The 16,910-nt window shown below is 68.2% G+C and carries 16 protein-coding genes and 6 pseudogenes; 8 read left to right on the top strand and 14 right to left on the bottom strand.

Annotation, left to right across the window (positions count from 1 at the left end; translation table 11 throughout):
* Positions 1 to 281 precede the first annotated feature (281 nt).
* Complete coding sequence (locus ABZS71_RS16405; RefSeq protein ID WP_356210627.1) at positions 282 to 1,511, bottom strand: MFS transporter; 1,230 nt, start codon at positions 1,509 to 1,511, stop codon at positions 282 to 284.
* A 67-nt stretch (positions 1,512 to 1,578) separates the two neighbouring features.
* Between ABZS71_RS16405 and ABZS71_RS16400 the strand changes: the two genes are divergently transcribed.
* From ABZS71_RS16400 to ABZS71_RS16390, 3 genes and pseudogenes are all read left to right on the top strand, one after another.
* Positions 1,579 to 2,085, top strand: a complete 507-nt coding sequence (locus ABZS71_RS16400) for a MarR family transcriptional regulator (protein ID WP_356210625.1) — start codon at positions 1,579 to 1,581, stop codon at positions 2,083 to 2,085.
* Positions 2,086 to 2,227: 142 nt separating this feature from the next.
* Positions 2,228 to 2,341, top strand: a pseudogene (locus ABZS71_RS16395) (threonine dehydratase); the annotation flags it as partial.
* 305 nt (positions 2,342 to 2,646) lie between these two features.
* Positions 2,647 to 3,108 (top strand): GNAT family N-acetyltransferase, encoded by a 462-nt coding sequence (locus ABZS71_RS16390; RefSeq protein WP_356210623.1) that lies wholly within the window; start codon positions 2,647 to 2,649, stop codon positions 3,106 to 3,108.
* A gap of 159 nt (positions 3,109 to 3,267) precedes the next feature.
* Here the strand turns inward: ABZS71_RS16390 and ABZS71_RS16385 are convergent, their stop codons facing one another.
* The 3 genes from ABZS71_RS16385 to ABZS71_RS16375 all read right to left on the bottom strand — a co-directional run bounded on the left by ABZS71_RS16385 (position 3,268) and on the right by ABZS71_RS16375 (position 4,265).
* Positions 3,268 to 3,414, bottom strand: coding sequence for a hypothetical protein (locus tag ABZS71_RS16385; RefSeq protein WP_356210620.1), 147 nt, complete (start codon positions 3,412 to 3,414; stop codon positions 3,268 to 3,270).
* Positions 3,415 to 3,567: 153 nt separating this feature from the next.
* Positions 3,568 to 4,065 (bottom strand): TniQ family protein, encoded by a 498-nt coding sequence (locus ABZS71_RS16380; protein WP_356210618.1) that lies wholly within the window; start codon positions 4,063 to 4,065, stop codon positions 3,568 to 3,570.
* Complete coding sequence (locus tag ABZS71_RS16375) at positions 4,062 to 4,265, bottom strand: hypothetical protein (RefSeq protein ID WP_356210615.1); 204 nt, start codon at positions 4,263 to 4,265, stop codon at positions 4,062 to 4,064. The genes ABZS71_RS16380 and ABZS71_RS16375 overlap by 4 nt, the downstream gene beginning before the upstream one ends.
* A gap of 111 nt (positions 4,266 to 4,376) precedes the next feature.
* Between ABZS71_RS16375 and ABZS71_RS16370 the strand changes: the two are divergent.
* Positions 4,377 to 4,505, top strand: a pseudogene (locus ABZS71_RS16370) (transposase); the annotation flags it as partial.
* A gap of 10 nt (positions 4,506 to 4,515) precedes the next feature.
* On the opposite strand, the pseudogene ABZS71_RS16365 reads toward ABZS71_RS16370, so the two are convergent.
* Together ABZS71_RS16365 and ABZS71_RS16360 are read right to left on the bottom strand one after the other, a co-directional pair.
* Positions 4,516 to 6,552, bottom strand: a pseudogene (locus ABZS71_RS16365) (TnsA-like heteromeric transposase endonuclease subunit); the annotation flags it as partial.
* A gap of 308 nt (positions 6,553 to 6,860) precedes the next feature.
* Positions 6,861 to 7,307, bottom strand: a complete 447-nt coding sequence (locus ABZS71_RS16360) for a DUF1772 domain-containing protein (RefSeq protein WP_355858727.1) — start codon at positions 7,305 to 7,307, stop codon at positions 6,861 to 6,863.
* Between the two features lie 91 nt (positions 7,308 to 7,398).
* Here ABZS71_RS16360 and ABZS71_RS16355 point away from each other — a divergent pair, with 91 nt between their 5' ends.
* Positions 7,399 to 7,977 carry a TetR/AcrR family transcriptional regulator gene (locus ABZS71_RS16355; RefSeq protein WP_355858730.1) on the top strand — a complete coding sequence of 193 codons (579 nt, stop codon included), beginning with the start codon at positions 7,399 to 7,401 and terminating at the stop codon, positions 7,975 to 7,977.
* Between the two features lie 168 nt (positions 7,978 to 8,145).
* Here the strand turns inward: ABZS71_RS16355 and ABZS71_RS16350 are convergent, their stop codons facing one another.
* Both ABZS71_RS16350 and ABZS71_RS16345 read right to left on the bottom strand, forming a co-directional pair.
* Positions 8,146 to 8,733, bottom strand: coding sequence for a hypothetical protein (locus ABZS71_RS16350; protein WP_356210612.1), 588 nt, complete (start codon positions 8,731 to 8,733; stop codon positions 8,146 to 8,148).
* A 50-nt stretch (positions 8,734 to 8,783) separates the two neighbouring features.
* Positions 8,784 to 9,677 (bottom strand): hypothetical protein, encoded by an 894-nt coding sequence (locus tag ABZS71_RS16345; protein ID WP_356210609.1) that lies wholly within the window; start codon positions 9,675 to 9,677, stop codon positions 8,784 to 8,786.
* 6 nt (positions 9,678 to 9,683) lie between these two features.
* On the opposite strand from ABZS71_RS16345, the pseudogene istA reads away from it, so the two are divergent.
* Positions 9,684 to 11,079: pseudogene (istA, locus tag ABZS71_RS16340) on the top strand (IS21 family transposase).
* Positions 11,076 to 11,249 (top strand): annotated as a pseudogene (locus ABZS71_RS16335) (ATP-binding protein); the annotation flags it as partial. The pseudogenes istA and ABZS71_RS16335, both read left to right, overlap by 4 nt.
* 49 nt (positions 11,250 to 11,298) lie before the next feature.
* On the opposite strand, the pseudogene ABZS71_RS16330 reads toward ABZS71_RS16335, so the two are convergent.
* The 3 genes and pseudogenes from ABZS71_RS16330 to dnaB all read right to left on the bottom strand — a co-directional run.
* Positions 11,299 to 11,538 (bottom strand): annotated as a pseudogene (locus tag ABZS71_RS16330) (hypothetical protein); the annotation flags it as partial.
* Positions 11,535 to 11,816: a hypothetical protein gene (locus tag ABZS71_RS16325; RefSeq protein WP_356210607.1), complete on the bottom strand. Its 282-nt coding sequence runs from the start codon at positions 11,814 to 11,816 to the stop codon at positions 11,535 to 11,537. The pseudogene ABZS71_RS16330 and the gene ABZS71_RS16325, both read right to left, overlap by 4 nt.
* A 276-nt stretch (positions 11,817 to 12,092) precedes the next feature.
* Complete coding sequence (gene dnaB, locus ABZS71_RS16320) at positions 12,093 to 13,580, bottom strand: replicative DNA helicase (RefSeq protein ID WP_356210605.1); 1,488 nt, start codon at positions 13,578 to 13,580, stop codon at positions 12,093 to 12,095.
* Between the two features lie 457 nt (positions 13,581 to 14,037).
* Between dnaB and ABZS71_RS16315 the strand changes: the two genes are divergently transcribed.
* Positions 14,038 to 15,378: an MATE family efflux transporter gene (locus ABZS71_RS16315; RefSeq protein ID WP_356210602.1), complete on the top strand. Its 1,341-nt coding sequence runs from the start codon at positions 14,038 to 14,040 to the stop codon at positions 15,376 to 15,378.
* A 93-nt stretch (positions 15,379 to 15,471) separates the two neighbouring features.
* On the opposite strand, the gene rplI is transcribed toward ABZS71_RS16315, so the two are convergent.
* From rplI to ABZS71_RS16300, 3 genes are all read right to left on the bottom strand, one after another.
* Positions 15,472 to 15,918 (bottom strand): 50S ribosomal protein L9, encoded by a 447-nt coding sequence (gene rplI / locus ABZS71_RS16310; protein WP_355858753.1) that lies wholly within the window; start codon positions 15,916 to 15,918, stop codon positions 15,472 to 15,474.
* 18 nt (positions 15,919 to 15,936) lie between these two features.
* Entirely contained in the window at positions 15,937 to 16,173 is a 237-nt protein-coding gene (gene rpsR / locus ABZS71_RS16305) for a 30S ribosomal protein S18 (protein WP_003978893.1), read from the bottom strand.
* Between the two features lie 86 nt (positions 16,174 to 16,259).
* A complete protein-coding gene (locus tag ABZS71_RS16300) occupies positions 16,260 to 16,874 on the bottom strand; it encodes a single-stranded DNA-binding protein (protein ID WP_356210599.1) in 615 nt (204 codons plus the stop codon).
* Positions 16,875 to 16,910 lie beyond the last annotated feature (36 nt).

Here is a 16,910-nt window from a genome sequence, read left to right as displayed (position 1 = left end):
CTCCGCTTCGGCGACTACACCACCGACCAGCTCCACATACCCCCGCCCGCCTACAACCCGGGCCTCCACACCGCTCAGGAAGTGCCGGCGGAGACATCAGCGCAACGGTGTGATCAGCGAGCGGCAGACAGTCGGTTGTCAACGATGATCAGTCCACAGCCCACGACGTCAAGGCCTCGGCCGCCCCGCGCCTGGCAGGCCGCAGCGGGCCGCCCAGGACAGCCATCGGTCCAGGGCGTGCCCGCATTGGCGGGCAAATCGCCAGGTCTGCTGAGCTTCGCCTACGCGGCTCGTGTCGCGTCTTGCTGGCCGGTTGGTTTGGCGGGTGAGGTCGGTGTGCTGGGCGTCTCCCACACGGCGGGGAGCAGGAGTATGGCGAGATTTGCAGCGCTCACCAATGCCGCTCCCAGGAGCAGTGGAGTTGTGGTCCCGATGGTCGCCGAAACAGGGGCGGCGATGGCGAGACCGAGCGGTCGGGCGGCGAAGGAGATCAGCGTGTCGAACGATCCCACGCGCCCGAGGGCTTCTTGCGGGATGCGGCGTTGCATGGTGGTTTCCCACAGCGGGCTGAGAAGGCCGACTCCGAACATCCCCGCGAAGTAGGCAGTCGTGACGATCGAGATCGGTAGGAGAAGGGCGAACGCCGTCAGCGGGAGCGCGAAGACAGCGGCGCCCACGGCGACGCCGACCAGGGGGTGGCGTATGGGCAGCCGGGAGGCGGCGTAGATACCGGCGACCATCCCCACCGTGCCGACTTCTGCGATGACGACCCAGGCGGTGTCTCCGCCCAGATGACGTACGGCGATCATCGGGCCCAGGGTGAGGAGGAAGCCCGCCGTCAGGTGCCACACGCCGTGTCCGAGGACGTTGGCCAGGAACCAGGGATGGCGGCGGGTTTCAGCCCACCCCTCGCGTAGTTCTCCCAGGAAGGCGCTTCGCTTAGCGCGCTGGAGGGGGCGGTCTAGCCGCAGGCCGCCGAGAGTGGTGGCGGATGCGATGAACAGCGTGCCGGTGAGCAGGGAGGACCACCCGGCCCCCACAAGCAGCATCAGGCCGCCGGCGGCTGCGGGAGCCGCTATCTGAGCGAGCCCTTGCGCGGCCCCGAGTTGCGCGTTGATCCGAAGGCGCTCGGGTCCGGCCACTACAGCGGCGACCAGCGTGCGGACGGCTGGTGTCCCGAAAGCCACGGCCCCGCCCGTGATCGCCGACAGCACGGCCAGATCGGGGATCCGCACTCGGCCGCTGAGCAGTTCCGCGCCGATCGCGAGTTGTGCGGCGGCGCGTATCAGGTCCGCGGTGAGCACGACCCGCTGCGGTGGGAAGCGGTCGGCGACCACACCTGCAACAGGCAGCAGGACGAGCATGGGGAGCAGCTCGCAGGACAGCACAAGGCCGAGGTCCATGGCCGAGCCGGTGCGGACAACCGCGAGGGTGAGTGTGGTCGGGATCAGCGCGGTCGCTAGAGCCGCAATAGTGCGCCCTACCAGCAACCGACGAATCGGAGAGGCCATGACGCACGGTACTTCGTCAGCCAATCTTTAGCCAACGAAATACTTGCTGGCGTAGCATACTGAAGAGATGGAGGACTCCGTCGACCGACACATTGCCCGCTGGCGTAACAAGGCGCCCTTCGACGAGCGAGCCGAAGCGATCATCACCAGGATCCAGCTGCTGACCAAGCACGCCAGCCACACCAAGCACGAAGCTCTCGCCGAAGTCGGCCTCCAGAAGTTCGAGTTCGAGACACTGCACCGCCTCGCCTCACGCGGCAAACCATGGCGCGCCACCCCATCACAACTGGCGACCGAACTGATGATCTCTCCAGCCGGAATGACCGGCCGCCTCGACACCTTGGAGAAGGCGGGCCTGATCCGCAGGCTCCGCAGTACCGAGGACCGCCGCCGCGTCGACGTCGAACTCACCGAACTCGGACACACTCGCTGGTACGCCGCCATGAAGGTGCAGGGGGCGGCCGAGGAAGCCATGGTCAAACCGCTCGACCACGCCGACCAGGACATCCTGATCGCTCTGCTCAAGCGCATGTTGGTACACGTAGAGTCTGGACGTTCCACGGCTCGCGGCTGAACCGTCGGTGGCGAGCCGATGTTGATCACCACGTTGCGGCTGCTCGCTTTCTCACTGTCATTACTGTGCGTATTCACAGCCGGGGGATGCAGTCCCTACAACAGGTACCAGGCCTTGGGAGGAGATACGCGCGGTAGCACCCGGCATCGCGGCGATCCTCGAAGACCGCGACCGCTTCGCCGGTCGACACATTGTCACCATCGTGTGTGGCATCAACGTCGACGTAGATGCCTACCACCGCTGGGTCGGCGCGTCTCCCATCCATAGGTCTTGGCAATTGCTTACAACCAGGCGAGACGTACCTGATCAGCCGGACCGCAGTCCGGGGGGCGTGGACGGCGAAGCCCCGGGCGGCCAGCAGTCGTCGGACTCGCGGACCGCTCCGGAGACGGTGGAGCGGTCCACCCCATACAGGCGGGCCAGCGCCGCGTGCGGGACACCCAGCCGCACGGCCCCAGGCAAGCGTCACAACTCGCCAAACTCGTATGGACCTTGCCATGTCACGGGCTGGCCAGCACGTCCGCTCCTCACACGGGCAAGGCACCTGCCATGATCCATGTCATGCACACACAGATCACATCGGCCGAGATGACCGACATCCACCAGGTTCTCGCTGATCACCACCGATACTGGGGAGAACGCGACCTTCGGTCCCTGCACCTTCTGGCGCTGGTGCAAGAGTTCGGTGAAACCTGTCTGATTGCCCGAGCCGAGGACGGAATCCACGGGTACATCATCGGGTTCGTCACCCCGACCGGCACCGGGTACGTACACCTGATCGCTACTCGGGACGACGCCCGTGGCATCGGTCTCGGGCGTCGTCTGTACGCGGCGTTCGCTGACGCCGCGCATCGCCACGGCGCTCTGCGATTGAAGGCGATCACGTCACTCGGAAATACCGGCTCGATCGCATTCCATCGCCGCCTCGGCTTCGATGCGAAGATCGTCGATGACTACAACGGCCCCGGTCAAGCCATGGTCGTCTTCCATCGCGTTCTGCCGTTCGACGCAGTGCAGCCCTGAGCGACCAGCCGTCCCCATCACCGGCAATCGCCCCCCAGGTCGTTACCGCCGTTCAGCCCGTCACCGTCGGTGAAGCACGTCTTGCCGTCCGAACGGCCTCTGCAACTTTGCTGCCGAACGGGGTTGGTCTCATCCCGCGGCCGCGTTCAGCTCGCTCGATCAAGGTGTGTCCCAGGTCCCCTTGGCTGAGAGATCGGACAGCGCGCGGCCGCAGATGGCGCGGATGTCGCTGAGCGCGCCCGCCGCCGGCTGCGGAGCGAGTGCGTAGGCGCCGAAGGTGGCTGTGCCGCTCTCGATGATGTTCATGACGAGCGCCTGGGCGGCCATTGCTGAATGTCCGGCGGGCAGGCGGAGGGTGTCCGTCTGTGTGAGGTCGAAACCGCAGCCTCTGGTGAAGGGACCGTCCGGGTTTGAGGGAGCGTTCCCGCAGTACCGGGGGCTAGGGATAGCTCGCGGGCTTCAGGGCCGCAGGCGGGGGACACGCCCACAGCCCGGACAGCAGTCGCCCAGCAGTCGGTGGTGTCGCAGACAGGCGAAGGACCAGCCCAGCCCCCAGGACAGCATCCACCGGCCGTCGGATTCCGCCAGGCAATCCGGGCAGAAGCGGGAGCCGGCGCCTCGCCCCCAGAGCACCCGCCGGTTGACGAAGCGACGCTCGTGATTGATCTCCAGCCCCCGCTGGTCGTAGTGCCGCAGCGTCATCGCATGGAGGTGGGCCTCTTCCAGCCCCGTCGTCGCGGACAGAGCGGCGGCATGCTGCGGCCCCAGCAGAATCGTCCAGTCCGGCGGGATGCCGTGCAGCTGGTTGCTGGCCTTCTGCCGGGGTGGCAGGCCGACGCTCAGCATGACCTCTCCCAGTGGCGTCCGAAGCAGCTGAGCGAGCGCCTCCAGCCATGAGTCCAGGGCTTCGCCGGGAAGCGGGGCCTGGCGCAGCGGCAGCGTACGGGCCTGTTTCATGCCACGGTCTTCGCCGACGCGGCCTTCGTGGTGCGGGAACAGGGCTTGGTCGTCATGCGCTTGCGGGCGAACTTCTTCTCCAGTGCCTTACGCGCCCGCTCCGCCCCCGCATCGAGTTTCACCTGGTTCAGCAGGTCCTCGTCGAGGAGTTCGACGCCGGTGCGGGCAGCACGTTGACAGCCCCGGTTGATGAGCGTCATCAGCGAGCCGATGTGGCCGGTGGTGCGGATGTAGAGGCAGTCTGATGTTGCTCCGGTTTGGTGGACACCTACCCGCTTGGGGACACTGGTCCCCGCAAGGAGGAGTTCATCGTGCCAAGGACGCGTCCGGCCTACCCGCCGGAGTTCCGTCGCCAGATCGTCGAGCTCGTCAGGGCCGGCCGTACGCCGGAGGACCTGGCCAGGGAGTTCGAGCCGTCCGCCCAGACGATCCGCAGTTGGGCGAGCTCCTCGGTTTCCCGTGGTCGACCACGATGGTCTCCGGCACCAGCGCCGGGCCTGCGACACCTGTCGTGCCGCCGCCCTTCCCCTCCCGGTCGTCCTCTTCGAGGGCTTCCCGTTCTACTAAGACGGTGCGGGGAATGCCGTGGTCGGGCCAGACAGCGTGCGCGGGCCAGTCCCTGCCCGCTGGGCGGGGCCGGTAAGTCTGGAACAGCACCGCCGCGACGTCGATGGACTGCGTGGACACCGGAGTCACCCTGATCCCCGTGACGCACCTGTCGTACCAGTCCATCGCTACCGTCAGCTCGGCCTGCACCCACTTCAGCGTGATCGGGTCCATCGCGAAGACGTCCAACCGCGTAGTGTCCATCAGCAGGTACTCGCCTGGCCGAGTCGGCCGCAGCTTCCCATACGCACCCGGTGGCCGGGCGGCGATGTCCCGGTTGCGCTTCATGCTCAACCTGAAGGTCGGCTTCCATCGCTCGAGCTCGTCGAGCCACCGGTATGCCGTCGCGCGCGTCGGCAACTTCACTTCGTCCTCGCCGTAGCGGGCGGCGAGCCGAGGGCCGATTCTGCGGATCACCTTGGCCCGGGTCGGCTGCGACTCCTTCCCGTGCTCCGCCATAATCTCCAGGGCCATCTCCACCCACCGCGGATGGGCCCGCCCGAGCCCGCCCATGGTGCCGTCCCCTCGATCCGGCCCGCCATGGACGAGACCGGCCTCGCGATCGAGGAGGAAGGCCCGCACCCATCGTTTGATGGTGCGTACGCTCACCCCCAGCTCGGCGGCCTTGGCCTCGTACCGCTGCAGCTTGGGGACTGTTGCCGCGTACGCGGGCCGCGGTTCGCCCGGCTCCGACAACTCGGCGCTTCCCGACCGGAAGCCGTAGAGGACCTCGCTGATGTGGGCGGCACGCTCACGCACCGCGGCCAGCTCCTCATCCGTGAGCTGGGCCAGGACGATGGAGGCCGTCTCGATCGGATCGTCGGACGAGGGACCGGGTCCTTCCGGGATGACTGCCGCCCGACCGGAAACGAGTACCTCCCGCAGCGATAACCGGAACCGGCGGCCCGACCCGTCGCGCACCAGGACCTCGTTGCCAGCCGCAGAGCCGAACATCTCCTCCACCGTGACGACTTCGCCGTCGTACTTCAGCCTCGTACCCACTCCGACACGTACCGCGGCTTCGTTCACGAGTCCTCCCGCATGAGACTCCCGCCTCTGAACCGTCACGTCGTCTTTCGGCACGTCGAGGTTGCGCTCACGCTCCTCTACTGGTGGCGGTAGATCGTGTCTCCCGGAGCCGGTCACGGCGGCCGGCCCTTGCCGCAGCTCGTGGGGCTCGGACAGGGGCACAGACAGATCCGTCACGAAGTGCTGGCACCACAACAGCCGCAGGACGGCTGCCCGCACCCTCCACTCCGGATGGTGCGGAAAGGCACGGAACGCCTCTCGGAGCGAGGCCCCGTACAGATCCGCCTCCCGAATCTCCGCCAGCAAGTCCTCGCTGAAGAGCCAGTCGCGCCGGTAGCCAGCGAGGAAGCGCAGGTTCGCCAGTTCCGCCTCCGGTGGCTCGCACCACACCTCGAAGTCCCAGCCGCGGGAGAGAACGACCTCGCGGGCCCAGCCGAGCGCGAAGTTCACCTTCGGCCGCGCGAGCAGATGCCGGGGCTTGACATCGACGACCAGTGGGACGTCCTTGCCCCGCAGAACGAGGAAGTCCGGGACATGGCGCCGCCGCAGTCGATCGTCCACCGTGGTGGAGAGGAGGAACGGCTGGGCGAAGACCGCCGTCACGTCCTGGTCGAAGTCGGCGTAGAGCAGGCGTGTCAACTCAAGCCGCGACTCGTAGACGACAGGGTCGCGCATGGTTGACGACCAGTACGTGCCCGAGTAGTGCTTCTGGCCGTGCCGCCAGCGGAACGTACGCCACGGCACCGAAGGCTCGAAGACATCGACGCCCGTCGTGGGCCACAGCCGGTCCTCGTCGATCTGCCCGTCCGCATAGCGAAGACTCATCGAGACTTCGCCAAGTACACGCGGCATACCCACCCCCAGCAGCGAGCGCCAGCGATGCGGGATCAGACTAAAGATCTCACAGGGCTCTTGTCCTGTCGCAGCGCATCTGTCAGATAGCGAGCCGTTGGCCTGCTGGGATGCCAGGTCGTTTGAGAGGGCGGAGGCCCGGGGTTCTCGAACGACCTGGCTTTCGCGGAAGTCGCGATCTCGATAGAGGCAGAACCTCCGGTAGAGGGGGTCCTGGGTTCCGAGGGCGGTGTAGATCCGTGCGAATCGTCGGCTACCGCCCGCGGAGTAGAGGAGTGCCGCCACCTGCGCGGTCTCGGCCCGCGGGCTCAGGCGAGGGCGGCGGCCAGCAGGGCGAAGGCGGCGATGATGACGGCAACGCGGACGTAGTGGAAGCGGTCCCAGCGGTTCATCTGCTCCTTCCAGTCCTCGGGCAGGTTCTCGGTGGTCCACGTCTTGCCCCGGTTGTTGATCGGGACGAGCAGCAGGAGCGACATGATCACGCTCAAGATCAGCAGCGCGGCGGCGATGACGACGAGGCCGGCGCCGTGGTGATGCCATCCGGCGATGGCCCAGACCGCGCTCAGGACGAGCGAGCCGATGTACCAGAACGGCATCACGGCGCCGAGCATCCGGGCCCCGTGGGTGCGGCCGCGCAGGCCGTTGTCGCCGGGGAGTCCGTTGAGGATCGGGTTGATGACGAAGGCGACGGAGAACTCCACCCCCACCATCACTCCGACGACCACGGTGGTGAAGACCCCGAGTGCGTTGAGCATGATGACCCCTCCTGGGATCTAGTGTTGCTAGACGATGAGGCAACGCTAGTACTACTGCCGATCGATTGTCTAGCGGTGCTAGGATCAAATCATGTCGGTACAGGAACGCAAGGAGCGCGAACGGGCGGGCCGCGAGCGCCTCATCGTGGCGACGGCCCGCGAACTCGCCGAGCAGCAGGGCTGGGACGCGGTCACCACCCGCCGGCTCGCCGAGCGCATCGAATACAGCCAGCCCGTCCTCTACAGCCATTTCCGCGGCAAGCGCGAGATCATCGGCGCCGTCGCCCTCGAGGGTGCCGCCGAGATGGCCGCGGCGCTGCGGGCCGCGACCTCCGCCGCGGACGGCCCTCGCACCCGGGTCACCGCCCTCGCCCGCACCTACCTCGACTTCGCCGAGCGCAACCCGGCGGTCTACGACGCCATGTTCCAGCTCGACGGCGGCCTGGCGTTCGCGCACGAGGACACCCCCGAGCCGCTGAAGGACGCCTTCGCCGCCCTGCTGGAAAGCCTCGGCGAGGTCGCCGGGGACGGCGTCCACCCGGCACTGTTCACCGAGGTGTTCTGGGCTGCCCTGCACGGGCTGGCCACCCTGACCCGGGCGGGACGGCTGCCGCCGGCGGACGCCGAGCGGAGGGTGGAGCTGCTGGTGGACCGGCTCGCCATGGTCTGACACACCGTCCGAACGGACGGGCAGCCGGGGTCTTCCGGCCCGGCTGCCGGCCTACGGCATCGCTTCTGGTCACTCGCGCCCACGCGGCGGAGCCGCAGATCGCAGGGACTCCGCGCCCCTGACGGGGCGCCCACCTCGGAAGCTACGGCCGGATGATGACACCCACCTTTACGGCTGGGTCGACCTGACGAGTGAGCGCGCTGAGCAGCTGTCCTGTCGAAGCGCATCTGTCAGATAGCGAGTCGTTGGCCTGCTTTCGCGGAGGTCGCGATCTCGATAGAGGCAGAACCTCCGGTAGAGGGGGTCCTGGGTTCCGAGGGCGGTGTAGATCCGCGCGAATCGTCGGCTCAGCTCGGCGGTCGCCGCCAGGTAGAGCTCTCTGGGGTCGATTGCGGTTGTGGGCGGGTCGAGGATGAGGTGCGTCAGCGCCACGATCTCGGGGAACGCCGCGAGGTGACTGCGGTCCTCAGCCGAGATCTTCTTGCTGACGGCGAGAGCTTCGACTCGGTCAAGACGATCGGTCCACTCCTTCCCGAGGTCGATCGGCATTCCGGAGGCGGACCAGTCTTCGACGATTCTCCGCGCCATGTCGAGGGCTCGTCTGGTCTGCCGGTGACGGCGGGCGAGCTGGTCGAGTCGACGCTGGGCCTCGATGACTTCCGGTAGGACGCCGAGCGGGATGTCGTGAGTGGAGCGGGTCCAGAGCTGATGCCGCGGGCAGAGGTGGACGTGGGCGGGCGAGAGGGTGATGACCACGGAAGCGGTGGGGCTGCGGCGGGCTGTGCAGCAGCGGCAGGGGCGGCTGATCAGCTGTTCCGTTCGTTGCCCGGGACCGTGCAGGCTGAGGAAGTCGGCGAGCGCGGGCAGGGCCCGGGCGAGCTGGGGCGTTGGGCGCCCGGAGAGTGTGGCCAAACGGTCGGGGGAGTGGGGATTCCAGCCTGCGGAGCGGCCTTCTCCAAGCGCGCGTCCACTGCCATAAGTCGCTGGTGCGGCAGGATCGAGTCCGCCATCGCCAGGGTCTGGCTCCAGCCCGGCCGCATCGGCTCGGGGACCAGCATCCTCGCCAGCAGCACCGCGGCGTCGACGCCCTTCGTGCCCGCGGGCCGCAGCAGGGCCGCGCAGATCGTGCGCGTCGTGACATCGACCGCGATCGTGAGTTCCGGGCGAGCCACGACCCCGTCGTCCAGCACCGCCATCACGTCCAGCCGCGTAGAATCGATCTGCACGATCTCCCCGGGGCGGGCAGCCATGGACGGGGTGAACGGTCCCACGGGCCGAAGGGCCTGCTGGCGGCGGACCGTTGCCGAGCCGAAGGACTCGTTGTTCTTGGCGAGGCTGTTCATCAGCCGGTAGAAGGTCGCCCTCGACGGCAGGAGCTTCGCCGCTTCCTCGCCATGCTTCGCGGCGAGGATCTGCTCGGCCTGCAGCATGAGCCGCCTGCGGTCGCCTGTCGAAAGGTCTGTCTGCCCGGCCAGTGCCTCGGTGACCGCCTCGATGACGCACTCGTCCACTCTTCCGGTGCCGGGGACCGGAGCCGACGGTTTCCGGGACCGGCCGTCCACCAACCCCCACAGCCCCTCGGCCTCGTAGCGCTGCCGCAGCCGCAGAAAAGTCCGCTTGGTGATGGGCGGGTACCGCGAGTCTTCTGTCGTCGGTTTCGGGGTGACAGAGAGGCGGCTGACGTGGTCTTGGACCCGCATCGCTAGCTGGAGTTGAGGCGGTTCCGCGGTCTGTACGAGTCCGGTGCGATGAGCCTGCGGGAGATCGCGAAGGAGACCGGGCTGAACCGCTGTACGGTCACGAAGTACTTGTCGGGCGAGGCCCCGGTGGGGCCGCCAGCGCGGACGGCGGATGGGCGGCAGCATCGACGGGTGGTCGACGAGGTCGCCCCGCTCATCGACGCGATGCTCAGGTCGGAGATCTTGCTGAAGGCGTCGGTGATCCACGAGCGTCTGGCGTCGGAGTACGGGGTCGCCATCAACTACCAGCGGGTCAAGATCTATCTCCAGGAGGCTCGGCCCCGGATCGCCGAGGAGCTTGGCATCGGCCCGGGCGAGCTGGCCGGTCTGCACCGGCGGTTCGAGGTGATCCCGGGTGCCCAGGCCCAGGTCGACTGGGGTGACGAGGGCAAGATCCTCGCGCACGTCGGGATCCCGAAGGTCCATTCGTTCCACATGACGCTGTCGTACTCCCGTGATCCGTTCTGCCGCTTCACCACCAGCCAGGACCTGGCGAGCTTCTTCGACTGCCACCGGGCTGCGTTCGCACACTTCGGCGGGGTGCCGATGACGATCGTCTACGACCGCACCAAGACCGTCGTGCGCCGCCACGTCGCGCCGGGCGAGGCGGTCCCGCTGCACCCGGAAGCGGTCGCGTTCGCAGGGCACTACGACTTCGACATCGACGTCCTGGCCGCCTACCGGACCCAGGGCAAGGGCCGCGTCGAGCGGCAAGTCTTGATCGTCCGTGACCATGTGCTGGCCGGCCGGGCCTTCTCCTCGGTCGAGGAGATGAACGCCGCCTTCTCGGCCTGGGTGCCGCTGCGGCGGGCGAAGGTGCACGGCACCCACGGCGAGATCATCGGACACCGGGCCGTGCGGGATCACGTGGCCCTGCGGCCACTGCCGGCGACTCCGTACGTGGTGGCCCAGCGGCATCTGCGGCACGTCGGCAAGGACTGCCTGGTCGCCTTCGACGCGAACCTCTACTCGGTGCCCGCCCGCAAGGTCCGCCCCCCGCCAGCTGGTCGAGATCCGGGCCACGAAGTCACAGGTCACACTGCACTCCACCGTCCCCGGCACCGACGGGGAAACTCTCCTGGCCGCCCATCCAAGGGCGGCCGGCCGCGGCGCCCGGATGGTGGACGAGTCGCACTGGGACGGCCTGCCCACCGGAGCCGGACGCCGCGTCACCACTGGCGATGTCCCGCCCCAGCCTCGCCGCGACCAGCCTCTCGGGCCCGAGGCCGGCTCGCTGGAAGCCCTGCTGAACCGGGCCGCTGCCGCCAGCGTCCAGGTCGGCCGTCGCCCGCTGTCGGTCTACGACGAACTGACCGGCACCCGCCCCTTCACCACTAACCGAGCGACGAAGGAACCCTCTTGAGCCAGCTGACCGGCAACCGCATCCACACCACGGCCGGCAAGCTCGGTCTGCCCCACCTCGCGGAGATCATCAACGAGTTCACCCGCCGGGCCGACGAGGCGAAGATGGGCTACCTCGATTTCCTCGACCTGGTCCTCTCCGAGGAACTCGCGGTCCGTGAGGACCGCCGAAGGCGTCCATGAGCCGATCCGCGACGTCGCTGACCCGGTTGTGTGGATGCCGATATCCAGACAGCCAGCGGACGTTGGCCATCTCCACCGGATCGGGCTCGTGCACCAGCACGTAGGACCAGCAGCCCATCTCCTGGCACATCGCCTCGGTCGCCGAGAACTTCACCGCGTCCTCCGGTCCGACCCGGTCCGCCGGCCGGACATCGACGACCAGGCCCGAGCCGTCCTCCAGCCGCGCGAAGTAGTCCGGCGTATGCGAGATCCGGCGCTTCGCCCCCTGCCAGGTCACCGGAACGGCTGCGAGGCCAGCCCCACCACCCTCCGGTCATGATCCAGGAGCATGGCCCGGTCCCGCTCCAGCCACGACTCGAACCCCACCAGCGACTCCATCGTCGCCGCCCAGTACCAGCCCGTGAAATGCCGCTGTCCGCGGTACGACGTGAACCGCCGTACCGGCAGCACCGACTCGAACCGAACCCGGGAAACCGCCTCCAGCACGGACTTCCGCAACCCGCCGCCCTCACCGTCAGCCCACTCGACATCGACCAGGCCCAGATCCATCGCCACCCCCGGCTCCGCATACCTGCCGAAAACGACCGTGACAGGTACCGCGAGAACCGGACCAGGAAAATGAGATCAAACCCCACGTACGGGGCAAACGTCGTCGCTCAGCGCGCGACGCAATGAGAATCCGACAGCACGAACGAGAAGCGGTGAGAATCCGACAGGCTCAGTGCGACAGAACAGCTCTGACCTGGGGCGTCTCACGCCGGTGCCATCCGTGGGACATCACTCGTGAGAAAGGGACACGAGAAACGAGAACCTACATGGGTTGGGCCTGGGCTAGGTCTGGGCCATGTCCACGAAGCGGGAGTAGTGGCCCTGGAAGGCGACGGTGATCGTGGCCGTCGGGCCGTTACGGTGCTTGGCCACGATCAGGTCCGCCTCGCCCGCGCGGGGTGACTCCTTCTCGTAGGCGTCCTCGCGGTGGAGCAGGATGACCATGTCGGCGTCCTGCTCGATGGAGCCACTTTCCCGCAGGTCCGAGACCATCGGCTTCTTGTCCGTGCGCTGCTCGGGGCCACGGTTCAGCTGCGAGAGCGCGATGACCGGCACTTCCAGCTCCTTGGCCAGCAGCTTCAGGTTTCGCGACATGTCCGAGACCTCTTGCTGACGGCTCTCGGGGCGCCGGGCGCCGCCGGACTGCATCAGCTGGAGATAGTCGATGACGACCAGCTGCAGATCGCTGCGCTGTTTGAGGCGGCGGCACTTGGCGCGGATCTCCATCATCGACAGATTCGGGGAGTCGTCGATGTAGAGCGGCGCCTGGGAGACATCCGGCATCCGGCGGGCGAGCCGCGTCCAGTCCTCGTCGGTCATGCTGCCGGACCGCATATGGTGCAGCGCCACCCGCGCCTCGGCGGACAGCAGACGCATCGCGATCTCGTTGCGGCCCATCTCCAGCGAGAAGATAACGCTGGGCATGTTGTTCTTGATCGAACAGGCGCGCGCGAAGTCGAGGGCCAGGGTGGACTTACCCATGGCGGGGCGGGCGGCGATGACGATCATCTGGCCGGGGTGCAGCCCGTTCGTCAGCGAGTCGAGATCGGTGAACCCGGTGGGCACCCCGGACATCTGCCCGCTGCGGGAGCCGATCGCCTCGATCTCGTCGAGCGCGCCCTCCATGATGTCGCCGAGCGGCAGATAGTCCTCGCTGGTCCGCTGCTCGGTGACGGCGTAGATCTCCGCCTGGGCGTTGTTGACGATCTCGTCGACGTCGCCGTCCGCCGCGTATCCCATCTGGGTGATGCGGGTGCCGGCCTCGACCAGGCGCCGCAGTACGGCGCGCTCGTGGACGATCTCCGCGTAGTACTCGGCGTTGGCGGCGGTAGGGACCGACTGGACGAGGGTGTGGAGATACGAGGCGCCGCCGACGCGGGCGATCTCGCCGCGCTTGGTCAGCTCCGCGGCGACGGTGATGGGGTCGGCCGGCTCGCCCTTGGCGTAGAGATCCAGGATCGCCTGGTAGACGGTCTCATGGGCGGGGCGGTAGAAGTCATTGCCCTTGAGGACCTCCACCACATCGGCGATGGCGTCCTTGGAGAGCAGCATGCCGCCGAGCACGGACTGCTCGGCGTCGAGGTCCTGCGGCGGGACGCGCTCGAACCCGGACCCCTCCCAGGCGGACCCGCCGCCTCCGTCGCGACCGCGCTCATGCTGCTCGTCACGGCCCCGGCCGCCGCCCTCGCCGCGGCGGATACGGGGGGACGGGAACCGGTCGGCCGGGCCGGAGTCCGCCCATGGGTCGTCCATGGGCTCGGGCACGCTCACCCCGCCACCTCCTCCCGTCCGCGGTGCGGACCTCGCCGTGCCCTTCTTCTTACGGGACGGCTATGACAAACAGGGCGCCCGGCTTCCGGTCACGACGCATCGAGTTCTGGTGGTTTCGAGGCCGGAACAGGTGGCGGGCGCCGGACCACGGTAGGCCCGTCGGGACCGCCAGCCAACTTGGTTATCCACAGGCCATGTGGATGATGTGAGCCTTCCTGTGGGTAAGTCGCGTGAACCTGTGCACGGGTCGGGGGACAGCGCTGTGGACAAACACACAATCACCCCGAGACCACCCGCCTGACCTGCGATTTCTCTATCCAGGGGCTGTGTAGAAGAAAAACTTCCGCCCCCAGCGCAAGATCACGACAAAGGGCGCAGAGAAGATCGTCCCGCACGCCGTCTTGTAAGGACCCCTCCTGGCTTGTGTCTCTTACCTGTGGAAGATTAGATTGCCTCCATGACACAGGCCCCCGCGAGCGCACGGAGCACCGTCCGCCACCACGACCGCGAGATCGTCGCACTCGCCGTGCCCGCCTTCGCCGCCCTCGTGGCGGAGCCCCTCTTCGTCATGGTCGACAGCGCTGTCGTCGGCCATCTGGGCACCACTCAGCTCGCCGGTCTCGGCGTCGCCGCCGCCCTGCTTGCCACGGCCGTCAACATCTTCGTCTTCCTCGCCTACGCCACCACCGCCGCCGTGGCCCGCCGCGTCGGCGCGGGCGACCTCGCCGGTGCGATCCGGCAGGGCATGGACGGCATCTGGCTGGCCCTGCTCCTCGGCGCCGCCGTCATCGCCGTCACCCTGCCCACCGCCCCTGCCCTCGTCGACCTCTTCGGCGCCTCGGACACCGCCGCCCCGTACGCCATCACCTATCTGCGGATCAGCGCCCTCGGCATCCCGGCGATGCTGGTGGTGCTCGCCGCCACCGGTGTGCTCCGCGGCCTCCAGGACACCCGCACCCCGCTGTATGTGGCCATCGGCGGCTTCGGCGCCAACGCCGCGCTGAACGCGGTCCTCGTCTACGGCGCCGGGCTCGGCACCGCGGGCTCCGCCTGGGGCACGGTGATCGCCCAGACCGCCATGGCCTCCGTCTATCTCGCCGCGGTCATCCGGGGCGCCCGGCGCCATGGCACCTCACTGCGCCCCGATACCGCCGGGATCCGGGCCTGTGCGCATGCCGGGGCCCCGCTGCTGATCCGTACGCTCTCGTTGCGAGCCGTGATGCTGATCGCGACGGCGGTGGCGGCCCGCCTGGGCGACACCGATGTCGCCGCACATCAGATCGTGCTCACCCTATGGAGTCTGCTGGCGTTCGCGCTGGATGCCATCGCCATCGCGGGCCAGGCGATCATCGGACGCTATCTGGGAGCGGGGGACGCCGACGGGGCACGGGCCGCCTGCCGCCGGATGGTGCAGTGGGGCATCGCCTCGGGCCTCGTCCTCGGTCTGCTGGTGATCGCCTCCCGGCCGCTGTTCATTCCCCTGTTCACCACGGACCAGGCGGTACGGGACACCCTGCTGCCCGCGCTGCTGGTGACGGCCCTCATCCAGCCGGTCTCTGGCGTCGTCTTCGTCCTGGACGGGGTGCTGATGGGCGCGGGGGACGGCCCGTATCTCGCCCGGGCGATGATCGTCACGCTGGCCGTCTTCGCCCCGGTCGCGCTGCTCGTCCCCTCGGTCGGCGGGGGACTGACCGCGCTGTGGTGGACCATGGCGCTGATGATGTCGGTCCGGCTGGCGACCCTGTGGCTGCGCACCCGCTCCGGCCGCTGGATCGTCACCGGCGCGGTACGGGCCTGAGCCTGCGTCCTACGACGAACGAGACACGACGGAGGGCCGCACCCACAGGGGGTGCGGCCCTCCGTCGTACTGTGCCGAACGCGACCGTCACCGTCAGGCGGCGACGACCTCGACGCCGACCTTGGCGGCAACCTCGGGGTGCAGACGGACCGAGATCTGGTGCGCGCCCAGGGTCTTGATCGGCGACTGCACCTCGATGCGGCGCTTGTCCACGTCCGGGCCACCCGCGTCCTTGATCGCCGAGGCGATGTCGGCCGGGGTGACGGAGCCGAACAGTCGGCCGGCGTCGCCAGCGCGGGTCTTCAGCTGCACCTTGACGCCCTCGAGCTGAGCCTTGACCTCGTTGGCCTGCTCGATCGTGGCGATCTCGCGGATGCGACGACCGCGGCGGATCTGCTCGACGTCCTTCTCGCCGCCCTTGGTCCAGCGGATCGCGAGACCACGCGGAACCAGGTAGTTACGGGCGTAACCGTCCTTGACGTCCACGACGTCACCGGCGGCACCGAGGCCGGAGACCTCGTGGGTGAGGATGATCTTCATGAATCGGTCACCCTTCCCTTATCGCGCGGTGGAGGTGTAGGGCAGCAGCGCCATCTCACGGCTGTTCTTCACGGCCGTGGCGACGTCACGCTGGTGCTGGGTGCAGTTGCCGGTGACCCGGCGGGCACGAATCTTGCCGCGGTCGGAAATGAACTTCCGCAGCAGGTTCGTGTCCTTGTAGTCGACGTAGGAGATCTTCTCCTTGCAGAACACGCAAACCTTCTTCTTAGGCTTGCGAGCAGGCGGCTTCGCCATTGTCTCTCTCCAGTGTGATCAAGAAGTTTGTGCTGGTCGCCCAGACCAGGCCGCGCGCTGTTTCACGTGAAACAACGCCCACGGGCCTAGAAGGGCGGCTCGTCCGAGTAGCCGCCGCCGGAGTTGCCGGAGCCGCCGCCCCAGCCACCGCCGCCGGTCTGACCGCCGCCCTGGCCGCCGGCCGGTGCGCCGGTCGCCCACGGGTCGTCGGCCGGAGCTCCGCCGCCCTGCTGCTGGCCGCCGCCGGGGCCGCCGCCCCAGCCGCCGCCACCGCCCTGGCCGCCACCGGCCTGGCCGCCACCGCCGCCGCCGCCGTATCCACCCTGACCACCGCGACCGGTGGTCTTGGTGACCTTGGCTGTGGCGTTGCGCAGGCTGGCGCCGACCTCGTCGACATCCAGCTCATAGACCGTGCGCTTGACCCCCTCGCGGTCCTCGTACGACCGCTGCTTCAGACGGCCCTGCACGATGACGCGCATGCCGCGCTGAAGCGACTCGGCCACGTTCTCCGCGGCCTGCCGCCACACCGAGCACGTGAGGAAGAGGCTCTCGCCGTCCTTCCACTCGTTGGTCTGCCGGTCGAAGGTACGGGGAGTGGACGCGACGCGGAACTTCGCGACCGCCGCACCGGACGGGGTGAAGCGCAGCTCGGGATCGTCGACGAGATTGCCGACGACCGTGATGACGGTCTCGCCTGCCATTGGGGAACCTCTCGGCGGGTACTGCTGGGCTGCTTG

It is taken from the genome of Streptomyces sp. NPDC005393 (genome assembly GCF_040606675.1).
Classification (GTDB): Bacteria; Actinomycetota; Actinomycetes; order Streptomycetales; family Streptomycetaceae; genus Streptomyces.
The sequence above is the reverse complement of the archived record's forward strand: the minus strand, read 5'-3'. Positions and strand labels throughout refer to the sequence as shown.